The following is a 17,098-nucleotide window of genomic DNA, read 5'->3' as shown; positions in this document are numbered from 1 at the left end:
TTGCTGCGGGAGCTGCTTGAAGCACTCCCCGCCGTTGCCGGCAGTCGTGCCTCCCAGCACCCCGGCCGGCCCCACACGCGTCACCCGATGTCCGCCGGATCGATCCGCACCCACACCGGTGTGCTCCCGCCCCGCGCCATCCGCGCCGCCTGCGCCACCTTCAACGCCCCTGCGAGGGCCGCCCCGTGACCCGGGGGAACACGGATCAACGCCCGGTCCCACTGCTCCCCCGGCGGAGGCGCCCCCGGCCGGCGGGGACGCCCCGCCGGAGTGACCGGCATCGGCACCGGCCCCAGAACCTCCGCGCTGGGCGGCAGCTCCACGGCACCGAGGAACTCGGCCACGGCCTCCCCGGGCCCGGCCACCGCCGCCATCCGTGACACCGGCGGAAAACCCAGCTCACCCCGCTCCGCAAGTTCCCGTACCGCGAACCCCGCGGGGTCCCACCGCACCAGCGCCTGCACCGGCCGCAGCGTCGGCTCGGCGACCACGACCACCGTGCCGCCCGCCGTCTGCGGCCGGACCAGCGCCGCCGCGCCCATCCAGCGCCGCAACGCGTCCTCCCCGGCCCGCAGGTCGGGGCGGCTCAGCATGGCCCAGCCGTCCAGCAGCAGCGCCGCCGCGTACCCGCCCTCGGCGACCGGCTCCGCGCCCGGTGTGCTCACCACCACCGCCGGCGCCCCGGGCACCGTGTCCAGCACATGCTCTCGCCCCGACGTACGGACCGGCACCGCGGGGAACGCCCTCCCCAGCTCCTCCGCGGTCCGCCGCGCCCCCACCACCTGCGCACGCAGCCGGAACCCACCGCACTCGGGACAGTGCCAGCCGCTCTCCGTGCGCCCGCACCACCCGCAGCGCAGGTCGTCGGAGCCGTGCGCCTCCAGCGGGCCCGAGCAGTGGCGGCACCGCGCCGGCGCCCGGCAGGTCGCGCACGCCATGCGCGGGACGTAACCGCGCCGGGGCACCTGGACCAGCACCGGCCCGTGCCGCAGTCCCTCCCTGACGGCCTGCCAGGCGAGCGTGGGCAGCCGGGCGGCGCGGGCGGCCTCGTCCCGCGCCAGGTCGTGATCTCCGACCGTCCGCACCAGCGGCGCGGACACCCGCAGCCGCTCCCGCGCGGCCTGCAACGGCCGCGCCCAGCCGGTGTCCACGAGCTGTGCCGCCTCCACCGTGCAGCTCCAGCCGCCCAGCAGGAAGCCGCACCTGTCCTGCGCGGCCCGCAGCAGCAGCACCTCCCTGGCGTGCGGCTGCGGCGCGTGCTGCTCGCTGTGGTTGTCGTCGCCGTCGTCCCACACCGCGACCAGCCCGAGGTCGCGCACCGGGGCGAACATCGCCGCCCGCGTCCCGATCACCGCCCGCACCGACCCGCGCCGGACGGCGAGCCACTGCGCGTACCGCTTCTCCGGTCCGGCGTCGGCGGTGAGCACCGCGTGCCGCCCGTCCCCCAGCAGTTCGGTGAGCGCGGCGTCGAGCCTGGCCACGGTCCGGCCGTCCGGCAGCACGACCAGCGCGCCGCGCCCCGAGGACAGCGTCGCCGCGACCGCGCGGGCGATCTCCTCGCACCACAGCGGACCGGGCAGGGCGTTCCACACCGCGCGCGGGCTGCCGCCCGAGGCCAGGGACTCCAGGAAGGCCGGTCCCTGTTCGTACCGCTCCCAGGACCCGGCCGCCGGTGCCGGGGGCGGGGGCAGCGGGTCCGGCGAGCGTCGCTGCTCGGCGCGGGCGTTGCGCGGCGGCACCGCGAGCTGGAGGACGTCGGCGAGACTGCCCGCGTACCGGTCGGCGACCGCGCGGGCGAGGCCGAGCAGCTCCTCGTCCAGGACCCGCTCGGGCGAGACGACCTGCGCCAGTGCCGCCAGCGGTCCGGAGTAGTCGGACTCGGCGCGGCGCTCGATCAGGAACCCGTCGATCAGGCCGCCGCCCTCGCGCCGCCCGTCCCGCACGCGGTGCCGCCCGGCGCCGAAGCGCACCCGCACCCGCACTCCCGGCTGGGCGTCGGCGTCCAGTTCCTCGGGGACGGCGTAGTCGAAGTAGCGGTCGAGGTGGAGGACGCCCTTGTCGACGAGGACGCGGGCGACGGGCAGCTCCTTGGCGAGGGCGGCGCCGCGCCAGGTGCGGGGTTTGGCGCGGGGGGTGTTCGTCCGGCGGACGGTCTCGCGGATGAGGGCGAGCTGCTCCGGGGGCGCGCCCTGCGCGTCCCCGTCCGTCCGTCCGTCCTCGCTGCTCACCCCTGCATTGTTCCAAACCCGACTGACAACTCCGCCGCCCGCAGCGACACCCCTCAGGGGCGCGGGGAACTGCGCGCTCAGCCCACGTACTGCCCGCGGCGGCGCGGCCTTGTCGGCGGGCCGTTGCGAAAGCGCCCTCAGGGGCGCGGGGAACTGCGCGACCAGCCACGAACCACCCGCACTCTGGCGGCCCGCGAAACGCACCGAGGCCCGGCACCCCTCCCCCCGAAGGGGAAGCTGCACCGGGCCTCGGCCAGGAACAAGCCCGCGGGCTACAGCCCCGCGGCCTTCCGCAGTTCCTCCACGCGGTCCGTCCGCTCCCACGTGAAGTCCGGCAGCTCACGGCCGAAGTGGCCGTACGCAGCCGTCTGGGCGTAGATCGGACGCAGCAGGTCCAGGTCGCGGATGATCGCGGCGGGACGGAGGTCGAAGACCTCGTCGATCGCCCGCTCGATCTTCTCGACGTCCACCTTGGCGGTGCCGAAGGTCTCCACGAACAGGCCCACCGGCTCGGCCTTGCCGATCGCGTACGCGACCTGCACCTCGCAGCGGGCGGCCAGGCCGGCCGCGACCACGTTCTTGGCGACCCAGCGCATCGCGTACGCGGCCGAGCGGTCCACCTTGGACGGGTCCTTGCCGGAGAAGGCGCCGCCGCCGTGGCGGGCCATGCCGCCGTAGGTGTCGATGATGATCTTCCGGCCGGTGAGGCCGGCGTCGCCCATCGGGCCGCCGATCTCGAAGCGCCCGGTCGGGTTCACCAGCAGGCGGTAGTTCTCGGTGTCGAGCTTGATGCCGTCCTCGAGCAGCGCCTTCAGCTCCGGCTCCACGACGAACTCGCGGATGTCGGGGGCGAGCAGCGACTCCAGGTCGATGTCGGACGCGTGCTGCGAGGAGACGACGACGGTGTCCAGACGGACCGCCTTGTCGCCGTCGTACTCGATGGTGACCTGGGTCTTGCCGTCGGGGCGCAGGTAGGGGATGGTCCCGTTCTTGCGGACGTCGGACAGGCGCTTGGACAGGCGGTGCGCCAGGAAGATCGGGAGCGGCATCAGCGTCGGCGTCTCGTCCGTCGCGTAGCCGAACATCAGGCCCTGGTCGCCCGCGCCCTGGCGGTCCAGCTCGTCGTCGTCGCCCTCGACCCGGGTCTCGTACGCCGTGTCGACGCCCTGGGCGATGTCCGGGGACTGCGCGCCGATCGACACGGAGACGCCGCAGGAGGCGCCGTCGAAGCCCTTCTTCGAGGAGTCGTAACCGATCTCGAGGACCTTGCTGCGCACCAGCGTCGCGATGTCCGCGTACGTCTTGGTGGTGACCTCGCCGGCCACGTGCACGAGGCCGGTGGTGATCAGGGTCTCGACGGCGACCCGGGAGGTCGGGTCCTCGCGGAGCAGCGCGTCGAGAATGGTGTCGCTGATCTGGTCAGCGATCTTGTCGGGGTGACCCTCGGTCACGGACTCCGAGGTGAACAGACGACGGGACACAATGCTCCCTGGGGTTGCAGCGGCTGCTGGCTGATCATGGGCGAACGGCGGGGGCTGCACCCGACGCCGTCGGTGGAACAGTTTATCGGTCGTGCGTCGCCACGGGTCCCCCCGTCTCGCCTCGCGAGAGCGCTGTGACCTGCGGCACGGGCATTCTCTCCGGGCCGGGCGCGCTTCGCCAGAGGCGCCACACCCCGGATGGAGGCGTTCCGGGTGGCCGGGGAACGGATGAGCCATTCATGCGAGGCGCTCGGCGACGAGGTCCCAGACGGTGTCGGCGAGGGCCTCTTTCGGTCCGTGGGGCACGGGCGTCTCGCTGCCGTCGGCGCCCAGCACCACGGCTTCGTTGGTCTCGGATCCGAAGGTCTTCGCCTCACCCACCTCGTTCACCACGAGGAGGTCGCACCCCTTGCGCTTCAGCTTGGCGCGGCCGTTGGCGAGGACGTCGTCGGTCTCGGCGGCGAAGCCGACGATCACCTGACCGGACCTCACCCGGTCGCCGGAGACCTCCGCGAGAATGTCCGGATTCCGCACCAGGGTGATGGGCTCCGGCTCCTTGTCGTCCTTCTTCTTGATCTTCCCGGCGGCGTAGACGGCGGGGCGGAAGTCGGCGACGGCGGCGGCCATGACGACCGCGTCGGCGTCTCGGGCGGCGGCGAGAACGGCCTCGCGCAGCTCCACGCCCGTGCCGACGCGGACGACGTCGACTCCGGCCGGGTCGGGCAGCGCGGTGTTGGCGGCGATCAGGGTGACGCGGGCGCCGCGGGCGGCGGCGGTGCGGGCGAGGGCGTAGCCCTGCTTGCCGGAGGAGCGGTTGCCGAGGAAGCGGACCGGGTCGAGGGGCTCGCGGGTGCCTCCGGCGCTCACGACGACGTGCCGTCCGGTGAGGTCGGGGGCGGTGGCGCCGCGGGCCAGGACGCGGCGGCAGACCTCGAAGATCTCGGCCGGGTCGGGGAGCCGGCCCTTGCCGGTGTCGACGCCGGTGAGGCGGCCGACGGCCGGCTCGATGACGACCGCGCCGCGGGCGCGCAGCGTGGCCACGTTCTCCTGGGTGGCCGGGTGCTCCCACATCTCCGTGTGCATGGCGGGGGCGAAGACCACCGGGCAGCGCGCGGTGAGGAGGGTGTTGGTGAGCAGGTCGTCGGCGAGGCCGTGCGCGGCCTTGGCGAGCATGTCGGCCGTGGCGGGCGCGACGACGACCAGGTCCGCGTGCTGTCCGATGCGGACGTGCGGCACCTCGTGGACGTCGTCCCAGACCTCGGTGGAGACCGGGTTGCCGGACAGGGCGGACCAGGTGGCGGCGCCGACGAAGTGCAGCGCGGAGGCGGTGGGGACGACGCGTACGTCGTGTCCCGACTCGGTGAGCCGCCTCAGCAGCTCACAGGCCTTGTAGGCGGCGATGCCACCGCTGACCCCCAGAACGACCTTCGGCTTGTCCACCGTCTCTCCCCGCACCTCGGAATCCTGCTTCCCTCACCCATGAGAACACCACAGGCCCGGCAGACGTCTGCCGGGCCTGTGGAAAAGTCAGCTGCGAGCTGATGGTACGACGTACTGACCGGTCACTGGTTGGGGCCGTCGACGGCCTCGGAGGTCAGCAGTCCCGCGTTGATCTCGCGCAGCGCGATCGACAGCGGCTTCTCATGGACGTGGGTGTCGACGAGAGGACCGACGTACTCGAGCAGGCCCTCGCCGAGCTGCGAGTAGTACGCGTTGATCTGGCGGGCCCGCTTGGCCGCGTAGATCACGAGGCTGTACTTCGAGTCCGTGGCCTCGAGGAGCTCGTCGATCGGCGGGTTGATGATGCCCTCGGGCGCGGAGATGGAAGAGGACACGCTCTACCTTCCGATGGATGGGAAAGATTCAGTCGTTTCGACCGGCGGACGGTCGTCCACGATCACACGACGTTCATCAAGGCTAGCAGCTCGCGAGCCACCTCCTCGACGGAGGTGTTGACCAAGGTCGTGTCGAACTCCGGTTCGGCGGCGAGTTCGGTCCGCGCAGCCTCCAGCCGGCGCTCGATGACCTCGGGCGACTCGGTGCCCCGGCCGGTGAGCCTGCGGACCAGTTCCTCCCACGAGGGAGGGGCCAGGAACACCAGCTGGGCGTCGGCCAAGGACTCGCGGACCTGCCGCGCGCCCTGGAGGTCGATCTCCAGGAGCACGGGCACTCCGGCCTCCAGGTGCTCCGCCACCGCCGCGCGGGGCGTGCCGTAGCGGTTCCCCGCGAACTCGGCCCACTCCAGCAGCTCGCCGTTGGCGATCAGCTTGTCCATCTCCTCGTCGGTGACGAAGAAGTAGTGGACGCCGTGCTGCTCACCGGGGCGCGGCTTGCGGGTCGTCGCCGACACCGAGAGCCAGACTTCGGGGTGTTCCTTGCGCATATGCGCGACGACCGTGCTCTTGCCGACCCCGGAGGGGCCGGAGAGCACGGTCAGTCGCGGACGCTCGTCCGGGGGTACGGGGGTCGCCCCCCGGGGTGTTGCAGCCATGCGGCGATTATTCCAGCAATCGCGGGGTGTCCGGGACGCCGGTCCCGGACCGCCCGTGACTCAGGAGCCGGTGCTGCCGAACTCGCGCTCCAGGGAGGCGATCTGGTTCGAACCGAGACCCCGCACGCGGCGGCTCTCGGAGATCCCCAGACGCTCCATGATCTGCTTGGCGCGGACCTTGCCCACGCCCGGCAGGGACTCGAGCAGGGCGGAGACCTTCATCTTGCCGATGACGTCGTTCTCCTGGCCCTGCTTGATGACCTCGTGCAGGGAGGCGCCGGAGTGCTTGAGTCGATTCTTGACCTCGGCCCGCTCCCGGCGAGCCGCGGCGGCCTTTTCGAGCGCGGCTGCGCGCTGTTCAGGGGTAAGGGGCGGAAGAGCCACGCCTACGTCACCTCGGATGTCGAACTGTCGGATACGGACCGGTGAGGAACCTAGTCGCCCCACACCTGGGGAGCCACGAGCAACACGTGCCGCCCGTTCTCCCCCACTGCCTAAAGGCGTGGGAGGTACCCCCACTCGTCGGAGACTAGCGGCCCTCGAGCCCTGAGTCAGCGAGAACAGCGGAAAAGTCCTGGTCAGCCTCCGCCAGGCCCGACATTCTGGACAAAATTCCACGGATTTGAGGGTGTATTCAGAGTGCGACGACCACGGAGTCCCTCGTCGGCCCCCTCAGGCGGACGTCAGCGCGGCGCGGATCTCGTCCGCGAACCGCTCCGAGGCGTCACGCAGAGCGACCGTGTCGGGACCGTGGCGCAACACTCCCCGGCTGACGTTCGGCACGACGTTGTGCACCGCGCGCCCGAACACCGCCGGAAGGTCCGCCGGCGTCGCTCCCTGCGCCCCGATGCCCGGCGCCAGGATCGGCCCGCCCATGTCGAGGTCGTAGGAGGACAGGTCGCCGAGGGTTGCGCCGACGACCGCGCCGAAGGAGCCGAGCGGCTCCTCCCCCGCGTTCTCCAGCGCGAGGTGGCCGAGGACGGTCGCCCCGACCGTGCGCCCGTCGGCCCGCACCGCGTGCTGCACCTCGCCGCCCTCCGGGTTGGAGGTCAGCGCCAGCACGAACAGTCCGGCGCCGGACTCCCGCGCCAGCACGACGGCGGGGCTCAGCGAGCCGTAGCCCAGGTACGGGGAGACGGTGAGCGCGTCGGAGAAGAGCGGCGCGTCCTTGTGCAGGAAGGCCTCCGCGTAGGCGGCCATGGTCGAGCCGATGTCGCCGCGTTTGGCGTCCATGACGACCAGCGCCCCGGCCTCCCGGGCCTCCCGCACGGTGGTCTCGAGCACCGCGACGCCGCGCGAGCCGAACCGCTCGAAGAAGGCGCTCTGCGGCTTGAGCACGGCGACCCGGTCGGCGACCGCCTCGACGACGGTGCGGCTGAACCGCTCCAGGCCGTCGACGTCGTCGCCCAGGCCCCACTCGGCCAGCAGAGAGGCGTGCGGGTCGATGCCCACGCACAGAGGGCCCCGCTCGTCCATGGCGCGGCGCAGCCGTGCGCCGAAGGGTTCGAGTGCGGTCATGCGGAAGTCCTCACGTCGGCGCCCACCGCGTCGGCGAGCGTGGCGTAGGGGCTGGTGCGCAGCCGCGCGGCGAGCCCCTTGTGGATGGCACGGGCCCAGAAGGGGCCCTCGTAGATGAACGCGCTGTACCCCTGGACCAGCGTGGCGCCGGCCAGGATGCGCTGCCAGGCGTCCTCGGCGTTCTCGACGCCGCCGACGCCGACCAGCGTGATCCGGTCGCCCACGCGCGCGTAGAGGCGGCGCAGCACCTCCAGGGAGCGTGCCTTGAGGGGCGCTCCGGACAGTCCGCCGGTCTCCTGCACCGCGGACGGGTCCGAGGTCAGGCCGAGGCCCTCGCGGGCGATGGTTGTGTTGGTGGCGATGATGCCGTCGAGGCCGAGTTCCACGGCGAGGTCGGCTACGGCGTCGACGTCCTCGTCGGCCAGGTCGGGGGCGATCTTCACCAGCAGCGGCACCCGGCGGGCCGGGACCGCGCGGTCGGCGGCCTCGCGCACGGCGGTCAGCAGCGGGCGGAGCTGGTCCACGGCCTGGAGGCTGCGCAGGCCCGGGGTGTTCGGGCTGGAGACGTTGACGACCAGGTAGTCGGCGTGGGGCGCGAGCCGTTCGGCGGACTTCACGTAGTCGGCGGCGGCCTCCGACTCGGGGACGACCTTGGTCTTGCCGATGTTGACGCCCACGACCGTGCGGAACACCGGCCTGCGGGAGGCCAGGCGTGCGGCGACGGCGAGCGAGCCGTCGTTGTTGAAGCCCATGCGGTTGATCAGCGCGCGGTCGGCGACCAGGCGGAACAGCCGCTTCTTGGGGTTGCCGGGCTGCGGTTCGCCGGTCACGGTGCCGATCTCGACGTGGTCGAAGCCGAGCATCGCCAGGCCGTCGATGCCGACGGCGTTCTTGTCGAAGCCGGCGGCCAGGCCGAAGGGGCTGTGCAGGCGCAGGCCGAGGGCCTCGGTGCGCAGTTCCTCGTACCGCGGGGCGAGCATCGCGGCGACGAACGTGCGCAGCACAGGGACGCGGGCGACGCGGCGGATCCAGCGGAAGGCCAGGTGGTGGGCCTCCTCCGGGTCCATCCGTGAGAAGAGCAGGGTGAAGAGAATCCTGTACATGGTGTCCTCATGGAGAGGGGGACACCGTTTCCGGTGTCCCCCTTCGGGCTACTGGTCCTCGCGGGCCGCGGTCAGATGTTCCGCGTGTTCCTGGAGCGAGCGGACTCCCACGTCGCCCCGGTTGAGGGCGTCGATGCCCTGGACCGCGGCGGCGAGCGCCTGGACCGTGGTCAGGCAGGGCACCGAGCGGGCCACGGCCGCGGTGCGGATCTCGTAGCCGTCGAGCCGGCCGCCCGTGCCGTACGGGGTGTTGACGATGAGGTCGACCTCGCCGTCGTGGATGAGCTGGACGATGGTCTTCTCGCCGTTGGGTCCGGTGCCCTCGAACTGCTTGCGCACCACGGTGGCCTTGATGCCGTTGCGCTTGAGGACCTCGGCGGTGCCGGAGGTGGCCAGCAGCTCGAAGCCGTGGGCCACCAGCTCACGTGCCGGGAAGATCATCGAGCGCTTGTCCCGGTTGGCGACGGAGATGAAGGCGCGGCCCTTGGTGGGCAGCGGTCCGTAGGCGCCGGCCTGCGACTTGGCGTAAGCGGTGCCGAAGACGCTGTCGATGCCCATGACCTCGCCGGTGGAGCGCATCTCCGGGCCGAGGACCGTGTCAACGCCGCGGCCGTGGATGTCCCGGAAGCGGGACCACGGCATCACGGCCTCCTTGACGGAGATCGGCGCGTCCAGCGGCAGCTCGCCGCCGTCGCCGGTGGCCGGGAGCAGGCCCTCGGCGCGCAGCTCGGCGACGGCGGCGCCGAGCGAGATGCGGGCGGCGGCCTTGGCCAGCGGCACCGCGGTCGCCTTCGAGGTGAAGGGGACGGTGCGCGAGGCGCGCGGGTTGGCCTCCAGGACGTAGAGGATGTCCCCGGCCAGAGCGAACTGGATGTTGATCAGCCCGCGTACGCCCACGCCGCGCGCGATGGCCTCGGTGGAGGCTCGCAGCCGCTTGATGTCGAAGCCGCCGAGGGTGATCGGGGGCAGGGCGCACGCCGAGTCGCCGGAGTGGATGCCGGCCTCCTCGATGTGCTCCATCACGCCGCCGAGGTAGAGCTCCTCGCCGTCGTAGAGGGCGTCGACGTCGATCTCGATGGCGTCGTCGAGGAAGCGGTCGACGAGGACCGGCCGGGAGGGGCTGATCTCGGTCGACTCGGCGATGTAGCTCTCCAGCCGGGTCTCGTCGTAGACGATCTCCATGCCGCGGCCGCCGAGTACGTAGGACGGGCGGACGAGGACCGGGTAGCCGATCTCGTCGGCGATGGCCTTGGCCTCGGCGAAGGTGGTGGCGGTGCCGTGCTTGGGGGCGGGCAGGCCTGCCTCCTTGAGGACCCGGCCGAAGGCTCCGCGGTCCTCGGCTGCGTGGATGGCCTCCGGCGAGGTGCCGACGACCGGCACGCCGTTGTCCTTGAGCGCCTGGGAGAGGCCGAGCGGGGTCTGGCCGCCGAGCTGGACGATCACGCCCGCGACCGGTCCGGCCTGCTGCTCGGCGTGGACGATCTCCAGGACGTCCTCCAGGGTGAGCGGCTCGAAGTAGAGCCGGTCGGAGGTGTCGTAGTCGGTGGAGACGGTCTCCGGGTTGCAGTTGACCATCACGGTCTCGTAGCCGGCGTCGCTGAGCGCGAAGGAGGCGTGGACGCAGGAGTAGTCGAACTCGATGCCCTGGCCGATGCGGTTCGGGCCGGAGCCCAGGATGATCACCGCGGGCTTCTCGCGGGGCGCGACCTCGGTCTCCTCGTCGTAGGAGGAGTAGAAGTACGGCGTCTTCGCGGCGAACTCGGCAGCACAGGTGTCGACCGTCTTGTAGACGGGGCGGATGCCGAGCGCGTGCCGGACCTCGCGGACGACGTCCTCGCGCAGGCCGCGGATCTCGGCGATCTGGTGGTCGGAGAAGCCGTGCCGCTTGGCCTCGGCGAGCAGGCCGGGGGTCAGTTCGGGGGCGGCGGCCAGCTCGTCGGCGGTCTCCTTGATGAGGAAGAGCTGGTCGACGAACCACGGGTCGATCTTCGTGGCCTCGAAGACCTCCTCGGGCGTGGCGCCCGCGCGGACGGCCTGCATGACGGCGTTGATCCGGCCGTCGGTGGGGCGGACCGCCTCGCGCAGCAGCTCGGCCTTGTCGCCGGGGTCGCCGACGAAGGTGAACTGGCTGCCCTTCTTCTCCAGCGAGCGCAGCGCCTTCTGGAAGGCCTCGGTGAAGTTACGGCCGATGGCCATGGCCTCGCCGACCGACTTCATGGTGGTGGTGAGGGTGGAGTCGGCGCTCGGGAACTTCTCGAAGGCGAACCGCGGGGCCTTCACGACCACGTAGTCGAGGGTCGGCTCGAAGGAGGCCGGGGTCTCCTGCGTGATGTCGTTCGGGATCTCGTCGAGGGTGTAGCCGACGGCGAGCTTGGCGGCGATCTTGGCGATGGGGAAGCCGGTCGCCTTGGAGGCGAGCGCGGAGGAGCGCGAGACCCGGGGGTTCATCTCGATGACGATGACCCGGCCGTCCTCGGGGTTCACCGCGAACTGGATGTTGCAGCCGCCGGTGTCCACGCCGACCTCGCGGATGATCGCGATGCCGACGTCGCGCAGCGTCTGGTACTCGCGGTCGGTGAGCGTCATCGCGGGCGCGACGGTGATGGAGTCGCCGGTGTGCACGCCCATGGGGTCGAAGTTCTCGATGGAGCAGACGACCACGACGTTGTCGTTCTTGTCGCGCATCAGCTCCAGCTCGTACTCCTTCCAGCCGAGGATGGACTCCTCGAGGAGCACCTCGGTGGTCGGCGAGAGGGTGAGGCCCTGGCCGGCGATGCGGCGCAGTTCCTCCTCGTCGTGCGCGAAGCCGGAGCCGGCGCCGCCCATGGTGAAGGAGGGGCGGACGACGACGGGGTAGCCGCCGAGCTCCTCGACGCCCTTGAGGACGTCGTCCATGGAGTGGCAGATGTAGGAGCGGGCGGACTCGCCGTGGCCGATCTTGCGGCGGACCTCCTCGACGACCTCCTTGAACAGGTCGCGGTCCTCGCCCTTGTTGATGGCCTCGACGTTGGCGCCGATCAGCTCGACGCCGTACTTCTCCAGGACGCCGTTGCCGTGCAGGGAGATCGCGGTGTTCAGGGCCGTCTGGCCGCCCAGCGTGGGCAGCAGGGCGTCGGGCCGCTCCTTGGCGATGATCTTCTCGACGAACTCGGGCGTGATCGGCTCGACGTAGGTCGCGTCGGCGATCTCCGGGTCGGTCATGATCGTCGCCGGGTTGGAGTTGACCAGGATCACGCGCAGGCCCTCGGCCTTGAGCACGCGGCAGGCCTGGGTGCCGGAGTAGTCGAACTCCGCGGCCTGGCCGATGACGATCGGGCCGGAGCCGATGACCAGGACGGACTGGATATCGGTGCGCTTAGGCACGCTGGCCCTCCATGAGCTTCACGAAGCGGTCGAACAGGTAGGCGGCGTCGTGCGGGCCCGCGGCCGCTTCGGGGTGGTACTGGACGCTGAAGGCCGGCTTGTCGAGCAGCTGGAGGCCCTCCACCACGTTGTCGTTCAGGCAGACGTGGGACACCTCGGCGCGGCCGAACGGGGTGTCGGAGACCTTGTCGAGCGGGGCGTCCACGGCGAAGCCGTGGTTGTGCGCGGTGACCTCGACCTTGCCGGTCGTGCGGTCCTGCACCGGCTGGTTGATGCCGCGGTGGCCGTACTTCAGCTTGTAGGTGCCGAAGCCGAGGGCGCGCCCGAGGATCTGGTTGCCGAAGCAGATGCCGAACAGCGGGGTGCCGCGCTCCAGCACGCCCCGCATCACGGAGACGGCGTGGTCGGCGGTGGCGGGGTCGCCGGGGCCGTTGGAGAAGAACACGCCGTCCGGGTTCACCGCGTACACGTCGTCGACGGTCGAGGTGGCGGGCAGCACGTGCACCTCGATGCCGCGCTCGGCCATCCGGTAGGGGGTCATGCCCTTGATACCGAGGTCGACGGCGGCGACGGTGAACTTCTTCTCGCCCTGCGCGGGGACGACGTACGCCTCCTTGGTGGCCACCTCGGCGGAGAGGTCGGCGCCCTGCATCTCGGGGGCCTGGCGGACCTCGGCGAGCATGGTGCCCTCGTCGGGCAGGGCGTTGCCGGAGAAGATGCCGACGCGCATGGCGCCGCGTTCGCGCAGGTGGCGGGTGAGGGCGCGGGTGTCGACACCGCAGATGCCGACGACGCCCTGGGCGGCGAGCTCCTCGTCGAGGGTGCGGCGGGAGCGCCAGTTGGACGGCACGCGCGCGGGGTCGCGCACGACGTAGCCGGAGACCCAGATCCGCCTGGACTCGGCGTCCTCGTCGTTGACGCCGGTGTTGCCGACGTGCGGGGCGGTCATCACCACGACCTGGCGGTGGTACGACGGGTCGGTGAGGGTCTCCTGGTAGCCGGTCATGCCGGTGGAGAACACCGCTTCGCCGAAGGTCTCCCCCACCGCCCCGTAGGCACGGCCGCGGAAGATCCGGCCGTCCTCCAGGACGAGTACGGCGGGAACCTTGTCGGCTCCCCTGGTGGAGGTTGTCATCGTGCGCCTTCCGTCTTGTTGATCATGTTCGTGAGGGCGTCGACCCACTCGGTGTGCTCCGCCGCGTGGTCGGAGCGGAAACCGGAGTCGATGAGCCGGTCGCCGTGCTGCCAGGTGACCACCAGCAGGCCGCCCTCGGTGAGGACCTTGCCGGCGATGCCCTTGTCGAGCCGGGCCTCGCGCAGTGCGTCCGCGGGGATGAAGAAGTCCTCCGCCCCGGTGCGCACGACGTCCAGTCCGGCTTCGCCGAGCGTGAGCTCGGCCCGGCTGCGGGTGCCCAGGCCGTGCGCCACGATGCGGTCCAGCCACTGACCGGCGGTGGTGGAGCCGTGGTAGCGGCCGCTCATGGCCAGTGTCGCCGGGCCGGGGTCGTCCGGCGCGCTGTGCAGCTCGGGGAGGTCGCTCTGGAGGGTGCCGCGCCACTTCCAGCCTTCGCGCATCAGCCAGTAGACGAGCGCGACGAAGAGGGCGAGGCCCACGACCCAGCCGATCCGGGCGGCCCAGTCGGTCACTTCCGCCGATTCCTTCTCGGCGGCCAGCAGGATGAGAGATGTCACGTGAGCTTCCCGTCGACGAGCGTGGCCTTGCCCCGGAGCCAGGTGTGGGTGACACGGCCCGGCAGCTCACGGCCCTCGTAGGGCGTGTTGCGGCTGCGCGAGGCGAAGCCCGCGGGGTCCACCGGTCCACGGTATGCGGTGTCGACGAGGGTGAGGTTGGCGGGCTCACCTGCCGAGACGGGGCGGCCGTGGCCCTCGGCGCGGCCGATCCGCGCCGGGGTGAAGGACATGCGGTCGGCGACGCCGGCCCAGTCCAGCAGACCGGTCTCCACCATCGTCTCCTGGACCACCGACAGCGCGGTCTCCAGGCCGACCATGCCCATGGCGGCGGCGGCCCACTCGCAGTCCTTGTCCTCGTGCGGGTGGGGGGCGTGGTCGGTGGCGACGATGTCGATGGTGCCGTCGGCGAGCGCCTCGCGCAGGGCGAGCACGTCGCGCTCGGTGCGCAGCGGCGGGTTGACCTTGTAGACCGGGTTGTAGCTGCGCACCAGTTCGTCGGTGAGGAGCAGGTGGTGCGGGGTGACCTCGGCGGTGACGCGGATGCCGCGGGACTTGGCCCAGCGGACGATTTCCACGGAGCCGGCCGTCGACAGGTGGCAGATGTGGACGCGGGAGCCGACGTGGTCGGCGAGCAGCACGTCGCGGGCGATGACCGACTCCTCGGCGACGGCCGGCCAGCCGCCGAGGCCCAGCTCGGCGGAGACGACGCCCTCGTTCATCTGGGCGCCCTCGGTGAGGCGGGGCTCCTGGGCGTGCTGGGCGACGACGCCGTCGAAGGCCTTCACGTACTCCAGGGCGCGGCGCATGATCACGGCGTCGTGGACGCACTTGCCGTCGTCGGAGAAGACGGTGACGCCGGCCGCGGACTCGTGCATGGCGCCCAGCTCGGCGAGCTTCTGCCCTTCCAGGCCGACGGTGACGGCGCCGATCGGCTGCACGTCGCAGTAGCCGGACTCCTGGCCGAGCCGCCAGACCTGCTCGACGACGCCTGCGGTGTCGGCGACCGGGAAGGTGTTGGCCATGGCGAAGACGTTGGTGTAGCCGCCGCTCGCGGCAGCGCGGGTGCCGGTCAGGACGGTCTCGGAGTCCTCACGGCCGGGCTCGCGGAGGTGGGTGTGCAGGTCGACCAGGCCCGGCAGCAGTACCTTGCCGCCGGCCTCGATCACCTCGGCGCCCTCGGCGGAGAGGCCGGCGCCGACCTGAGTGATCGTTTCGCCGTCGATCAGGACGTCCTGGGTCTCGCCGCCGAGCACCTTCGCGCCACGGATCAGGGTCTTGCTCATCGTCATCGGTTCTCCTCGGCGGTACGGGCGGGGGCGGCGGACGTGCTCGGGGTCTGGAACTCGGCTCCGCCGAGCAGCAGGTACAGGACGGCCATCCGGATGGAGACGCCGTTGGCCACCTGCTCGATCACGGTGCAGCGGTCGGAGTCGGCGACCTCGGCGGTGATCTCCATGCCGCGGACCATCGGGCCGGGGTGCATGACGATGGCGTGCTCCGGCATCCGCGCCATGCGGTCGCCGTCGAGGCCGTAGCGGCGCGAGTACTCGCGCTCGGTGGGGAAGAACGCGGCGTTCATCCGCTCGCGCTGGACGCGCAGCATCATCACCGCGTCGGACTTGGGCAGCGTGGAGTCCAGGTCGTAGGAGACCTCGCAGGGCCAGGTCTCGACGCCGACCGGGACCAGGGTGGGCGGGGCGACGAGGGTGACCTCGGCGCCGAGGGTGTGCAGCAGGTCGACGTTGGAGCGGGCGACCCGGCTGTGCAGGACGTCGCCGACGAGGGTGATGCGGCGGCCGTTCAGGTCCTGGCCGAGCCCGGCGTCCCGGCCGACGAGGCGGCGGCGCATGGTGAAGGCGTCGAGCAGGGCCTGGGTGGGGTGCTGGTGGGTGCCGTCGCCGGCGTTGATGACGTGCGCGTCGATCCAGCCGGAGGTGGCGAGCCGGTAGGGGGCGCCGGAGGCGCCGTGCCGGATGACGACCGCGTCGACGCCCATGGCCTCCAGGGTCTGGGCGGTGTCCTTCAGGGACTCGCCCTTGGAGACGCTGGAGCCCTTGGCGGAGAAGTTGATGACGTCCGCGGAGAGCCGCTTCTCGGCGGCCTCGAAGGAGATCCGGGTGCGGGTGGAGTCCTCGAAGAAGAGGTTGACGACGGTACGGCCGCGCAGGGTGGGGAGTTTCTTGATCGGCCGGTCGGCCACCCGGGCCATCTCCTCGGCGGTGTCGAGGATGAGGACGGCGTCGTCGCGGGTGAGGTCGGCGGCCGAGATGAGATGACGCTGCATCTGTCAGGCTCCGTAAAGGCAGTTCAATAAGGCGAAATCGGGCAGACGGGTACGCGCGTGGGCGTGCCGCGCCGGCGCACACTCGTCCGGCGTGCGCTTCGCGGTGCTACTGGGGGGCCTGCTTGGCGCCGAGCAGCACGGTGTCGCGGCCGTCCTCCTCGGCGAGCAGGACCTTGACCGTCTCCCGCAGCGACGTGGGGAGGTTCTTGCCGACGTAGTCGGCGCGGATGGGCAGTTCGCGGTGGCCGCGGTCGACGAGCACGGCCAGCTGCACCGCGCGGGGGCGGCCGATGTCGTTCAGCGCGTCGAGGGCGGCGCGGATGGTGCGGCCGGAGAAGAGCACGTCGTCGACGAGCACGACGAGTTTGCCGTCGATGCCGTCACCGGGGATCTCGGTGCGGGCCAGCGCACGCGGCGGCTGCAGGCGCAGGTCGTCGCGGTACATGGTGATGTCGAGCGAGCCGACCGGGACCTTGCGCTCGGTGATCTGCTCGAGCTTTTCGGCGAGCCGCCGGGCGAGGAAGACGCCTCGGGTCGGGATGCCGAGGAGCACCACGTCGTCGGCGCCCTTGGCGCGTTCGACGATCTCGTGGGCGATGCGGGTCATGACCCGGGCGATGTCGGGGGCCTCGAGAACGGGCCGTGCGTCTGCCTGGGATGCGGGCGGCGGCCCGGGGTCCTGCGTGTCCATACGAAACGGACCTCCTTCTCCGCCTCACGGGACGGACCTTAAAGGACGTCGGATTACGTCCCTCAGGCTAGCAGGTGGTTCCGCGCCCGCAGCGACACCCCTTTTCACCCGGATGGAGCAACCGATCTTCGCTACCACGGAAGAGTCGGTGTGGACCATTCGGCTTGACGCACGAGAGTAACGCTGCGTAACCTCACAGTGAGTTACCAGCCGCGCGGCATGGAATCCAGCCATCCGCGTCGACACA

Annotated in this window: 14 protein-coding genes; all 14 read right to left on the bottom strand. The window is 71.6% G+C overall.

Annotated features, from left to right (window positions below; translation table 11 throughout):
- Positions 1–80 precede the first annotated feature (80 nt).
- Positions 81–2,228 carry a primosomal protein N' gene (locus ACF1AG_RS23330; protein ID WP_387796818.1) on the bottom strand — a complete coding sequence of 716 codons (2,148 nt, stop codon included), beginning with the start codon at positions 2,226–2,228 and terminating at the stop codon, positions 81–83.
- A 272-nt stretch (positions 2,229–2,500) separates the two neighbouring features.
- Positions 2,501–3,709 carry a methionine adenosyltransferase gene (metK, locus tag ACF1AG_RS23325; protein ID WP_359603690.1) on the bottom strand — a complete coding sequence of 403 codons (1,209 nt, stop codon included), beginning with the start codon at positions 3,707–3,709 and terminating at the stop codon, positions 2,501–2,503.
- Between the two features lie 237 nt (positions 3,710–3,946).
- Positions 3,947–5,149: a bifunctional phosphopantothenoylcysteine decarboxylase/phosphopantothenate--cysteine ligase CoaBC gene (coaBC, locus tag ACF1AG_RS23320; RefSeq protein ID WP_387796815.1), complete on the bottom strand. Its 1,203-nt coding sequence runs from the start codon at positions 5,147–5,149 to the stop codon at positions 3,947–3,949.
- 122 nt (positions 5,150–5,271) lie between these two features.
- Complete coding sequence (gene rpoZ / locus ACF1AG_RS23315; RefSeq protein WP_006131222.1) at positions 5,272–5,544, bottom strand: DNA-directed RNA polymerase subunit omega; 273 nt, start codon at positions 5,542–5,544, stop codon at positions 5,272–5,274.
- Between the two features lie 62 nt (positions 5,545–5,606).
- Entirely contained in the window at positions 5,607–6,200 is a 594-nt protein-coding gene (gene gmk / locus ACF1AG_RS23310; protein WP_051724516.1) for a guanylate kinase, read from the bottom strand.
- A gap of 60 nt (positions 6,201–6,260) precedes the next feature.
- Positions 6,261–6,584 (bottom strand): integration host factor, encoded by a 324-nt coding sequence (locus ACF1AG_RS23305; RefSeq protein ID WP_003977346.1) that lies wholly within the window; start codon positions 6,582–6,584, stop codon positions 6,261–6,263.
- A gap of 288 nt (positions 6,585–6,872) precedes the next feature.
- Entirely contained in the window at positions 6,873–7,718 is an 846-nt protein-coding gene (pyrF, locus tag ACF1AG_RS23300; RefSeq protein WP_359603686.1) for an orotidine-5'-phosphate decarboxylase, read from the bottom strand.
- Positions 7,715–8,821 (bottom strand): quinone-dependent dihydroorotate dehydrogenase, encoded by a 1,107-nt coding sequence (locus ACF1AG_RS23295; protein WP_359603684.1) that lies wholly within the window; start codon positions 8,819–8,821, stop codon positions 7,715–7,717. Before ACF1AG_RS23295 ends, pyrF begins: the two co-directional genes overlap by 4 nt.
- A 48-nt stretch (positions 8,822–8,869) precedes the next feature.
- Positions 8,870–12,184 carry a carbamoyl-phosphate synthase large subunit gene (carB, locus tag ACF1AG_RS23290; protein ID WP_359603683.1) on the bottom strand — a complete coding sequence of 1,105 codons (3,315 nt, stop codon included), beginning with the start codon at positions 12,182–12,184 and terminating at the stop codon, positions 8,870–8,872.
- Positions 12,177–13,319, bottom strand: coding sequence for a glutamine-hydrolyzing carbamoyl-phosphate synthase small subunit (gene carA, locus ACF1AG_RS23285; RefSeq protein WP_387796810.1), 1,143 nt, complete (start codon positions 13,317–13,319; stop codon positions 12,177–12,179). Before carA ends, carB begins: the two co-directional genes overlap by 8 nt.
- Positions 13,316–13,876 carry a hypothetical protein gene (locus ACF1AG_RS23280; protein WP_387796808.1) on the bottom strand — a complete coding sequence of 187 codons (561 nt, stop codon included), beginning with the start codon at positions 13,874–13,876 and terminating at the stop codon, positions 13,316–13,318. The genes carA and ACF1AG_RS23280 overlap by 4 nt, the downstream gene beginning before the upstream one ends.
- Complete coding sequence (locus ACF1AG_RS23275) at positions 13,873–15,159, bottom strand: dihydroorotase (protein ID WP_359603677.1); 1,287 nt, start codon at positions 15,157–15,159, stop codon at positions 13,873–13,875. Before ACF1AG_RS23275 ends, ACF1AG_RS23280 begins: the two co-directional genes overlap by 4 nt.
- Positions 15,160–15,161: 2 nt before the next feature.
- The gene (locus tag ACF1AG_RS23270) at positions 15,162–16,160 is read right to left on the bottom strand and encodes an aspartate carbamoyltransferase catalytic subunit (protein WP_359603675.1); all 999 of its coding nucleotides are present in this window, start codon (positions 16,158–16,160) and stop codon (positions 15,162–15,164) included.
- A 106-nt stretch (positions 16,161–16,266) separates the two neighbouring features.
- Positions 16,267–16,851 carry a bifunctional pyr operon transcriptional regulator/uracil phosphoribosyltransferase PyrR gene (gene pyrR / locus ACF1AG_RS23265; protein WP_359603673.1) on the bottom strand — a complete coding sequence of 195 codons (585 nt, stop codon included), beginning with the start codon at positions 16,849–16,851 and terminating at the stop codon, positions 16,267–16,269.
- Between the last annotated feature and the right edge of the window lie 247 nt (positions 16,852–17,098).

The organism is Streptomyces sp. NPDC014764, assembly GCF_043082785.1.
Classification (GTDB): domain Bacteria; phylum Actinomycetota; class Actinomycetes; order Streptomycetales; family Streptomycetaceae; genus Streptomyces; species Streptomyces althioticus.
The sequence above is the reverse complement of the archived record's forward strand: the minus strand, read 5'-3'. Positions and strand labels throughout refer to the sequence as shown.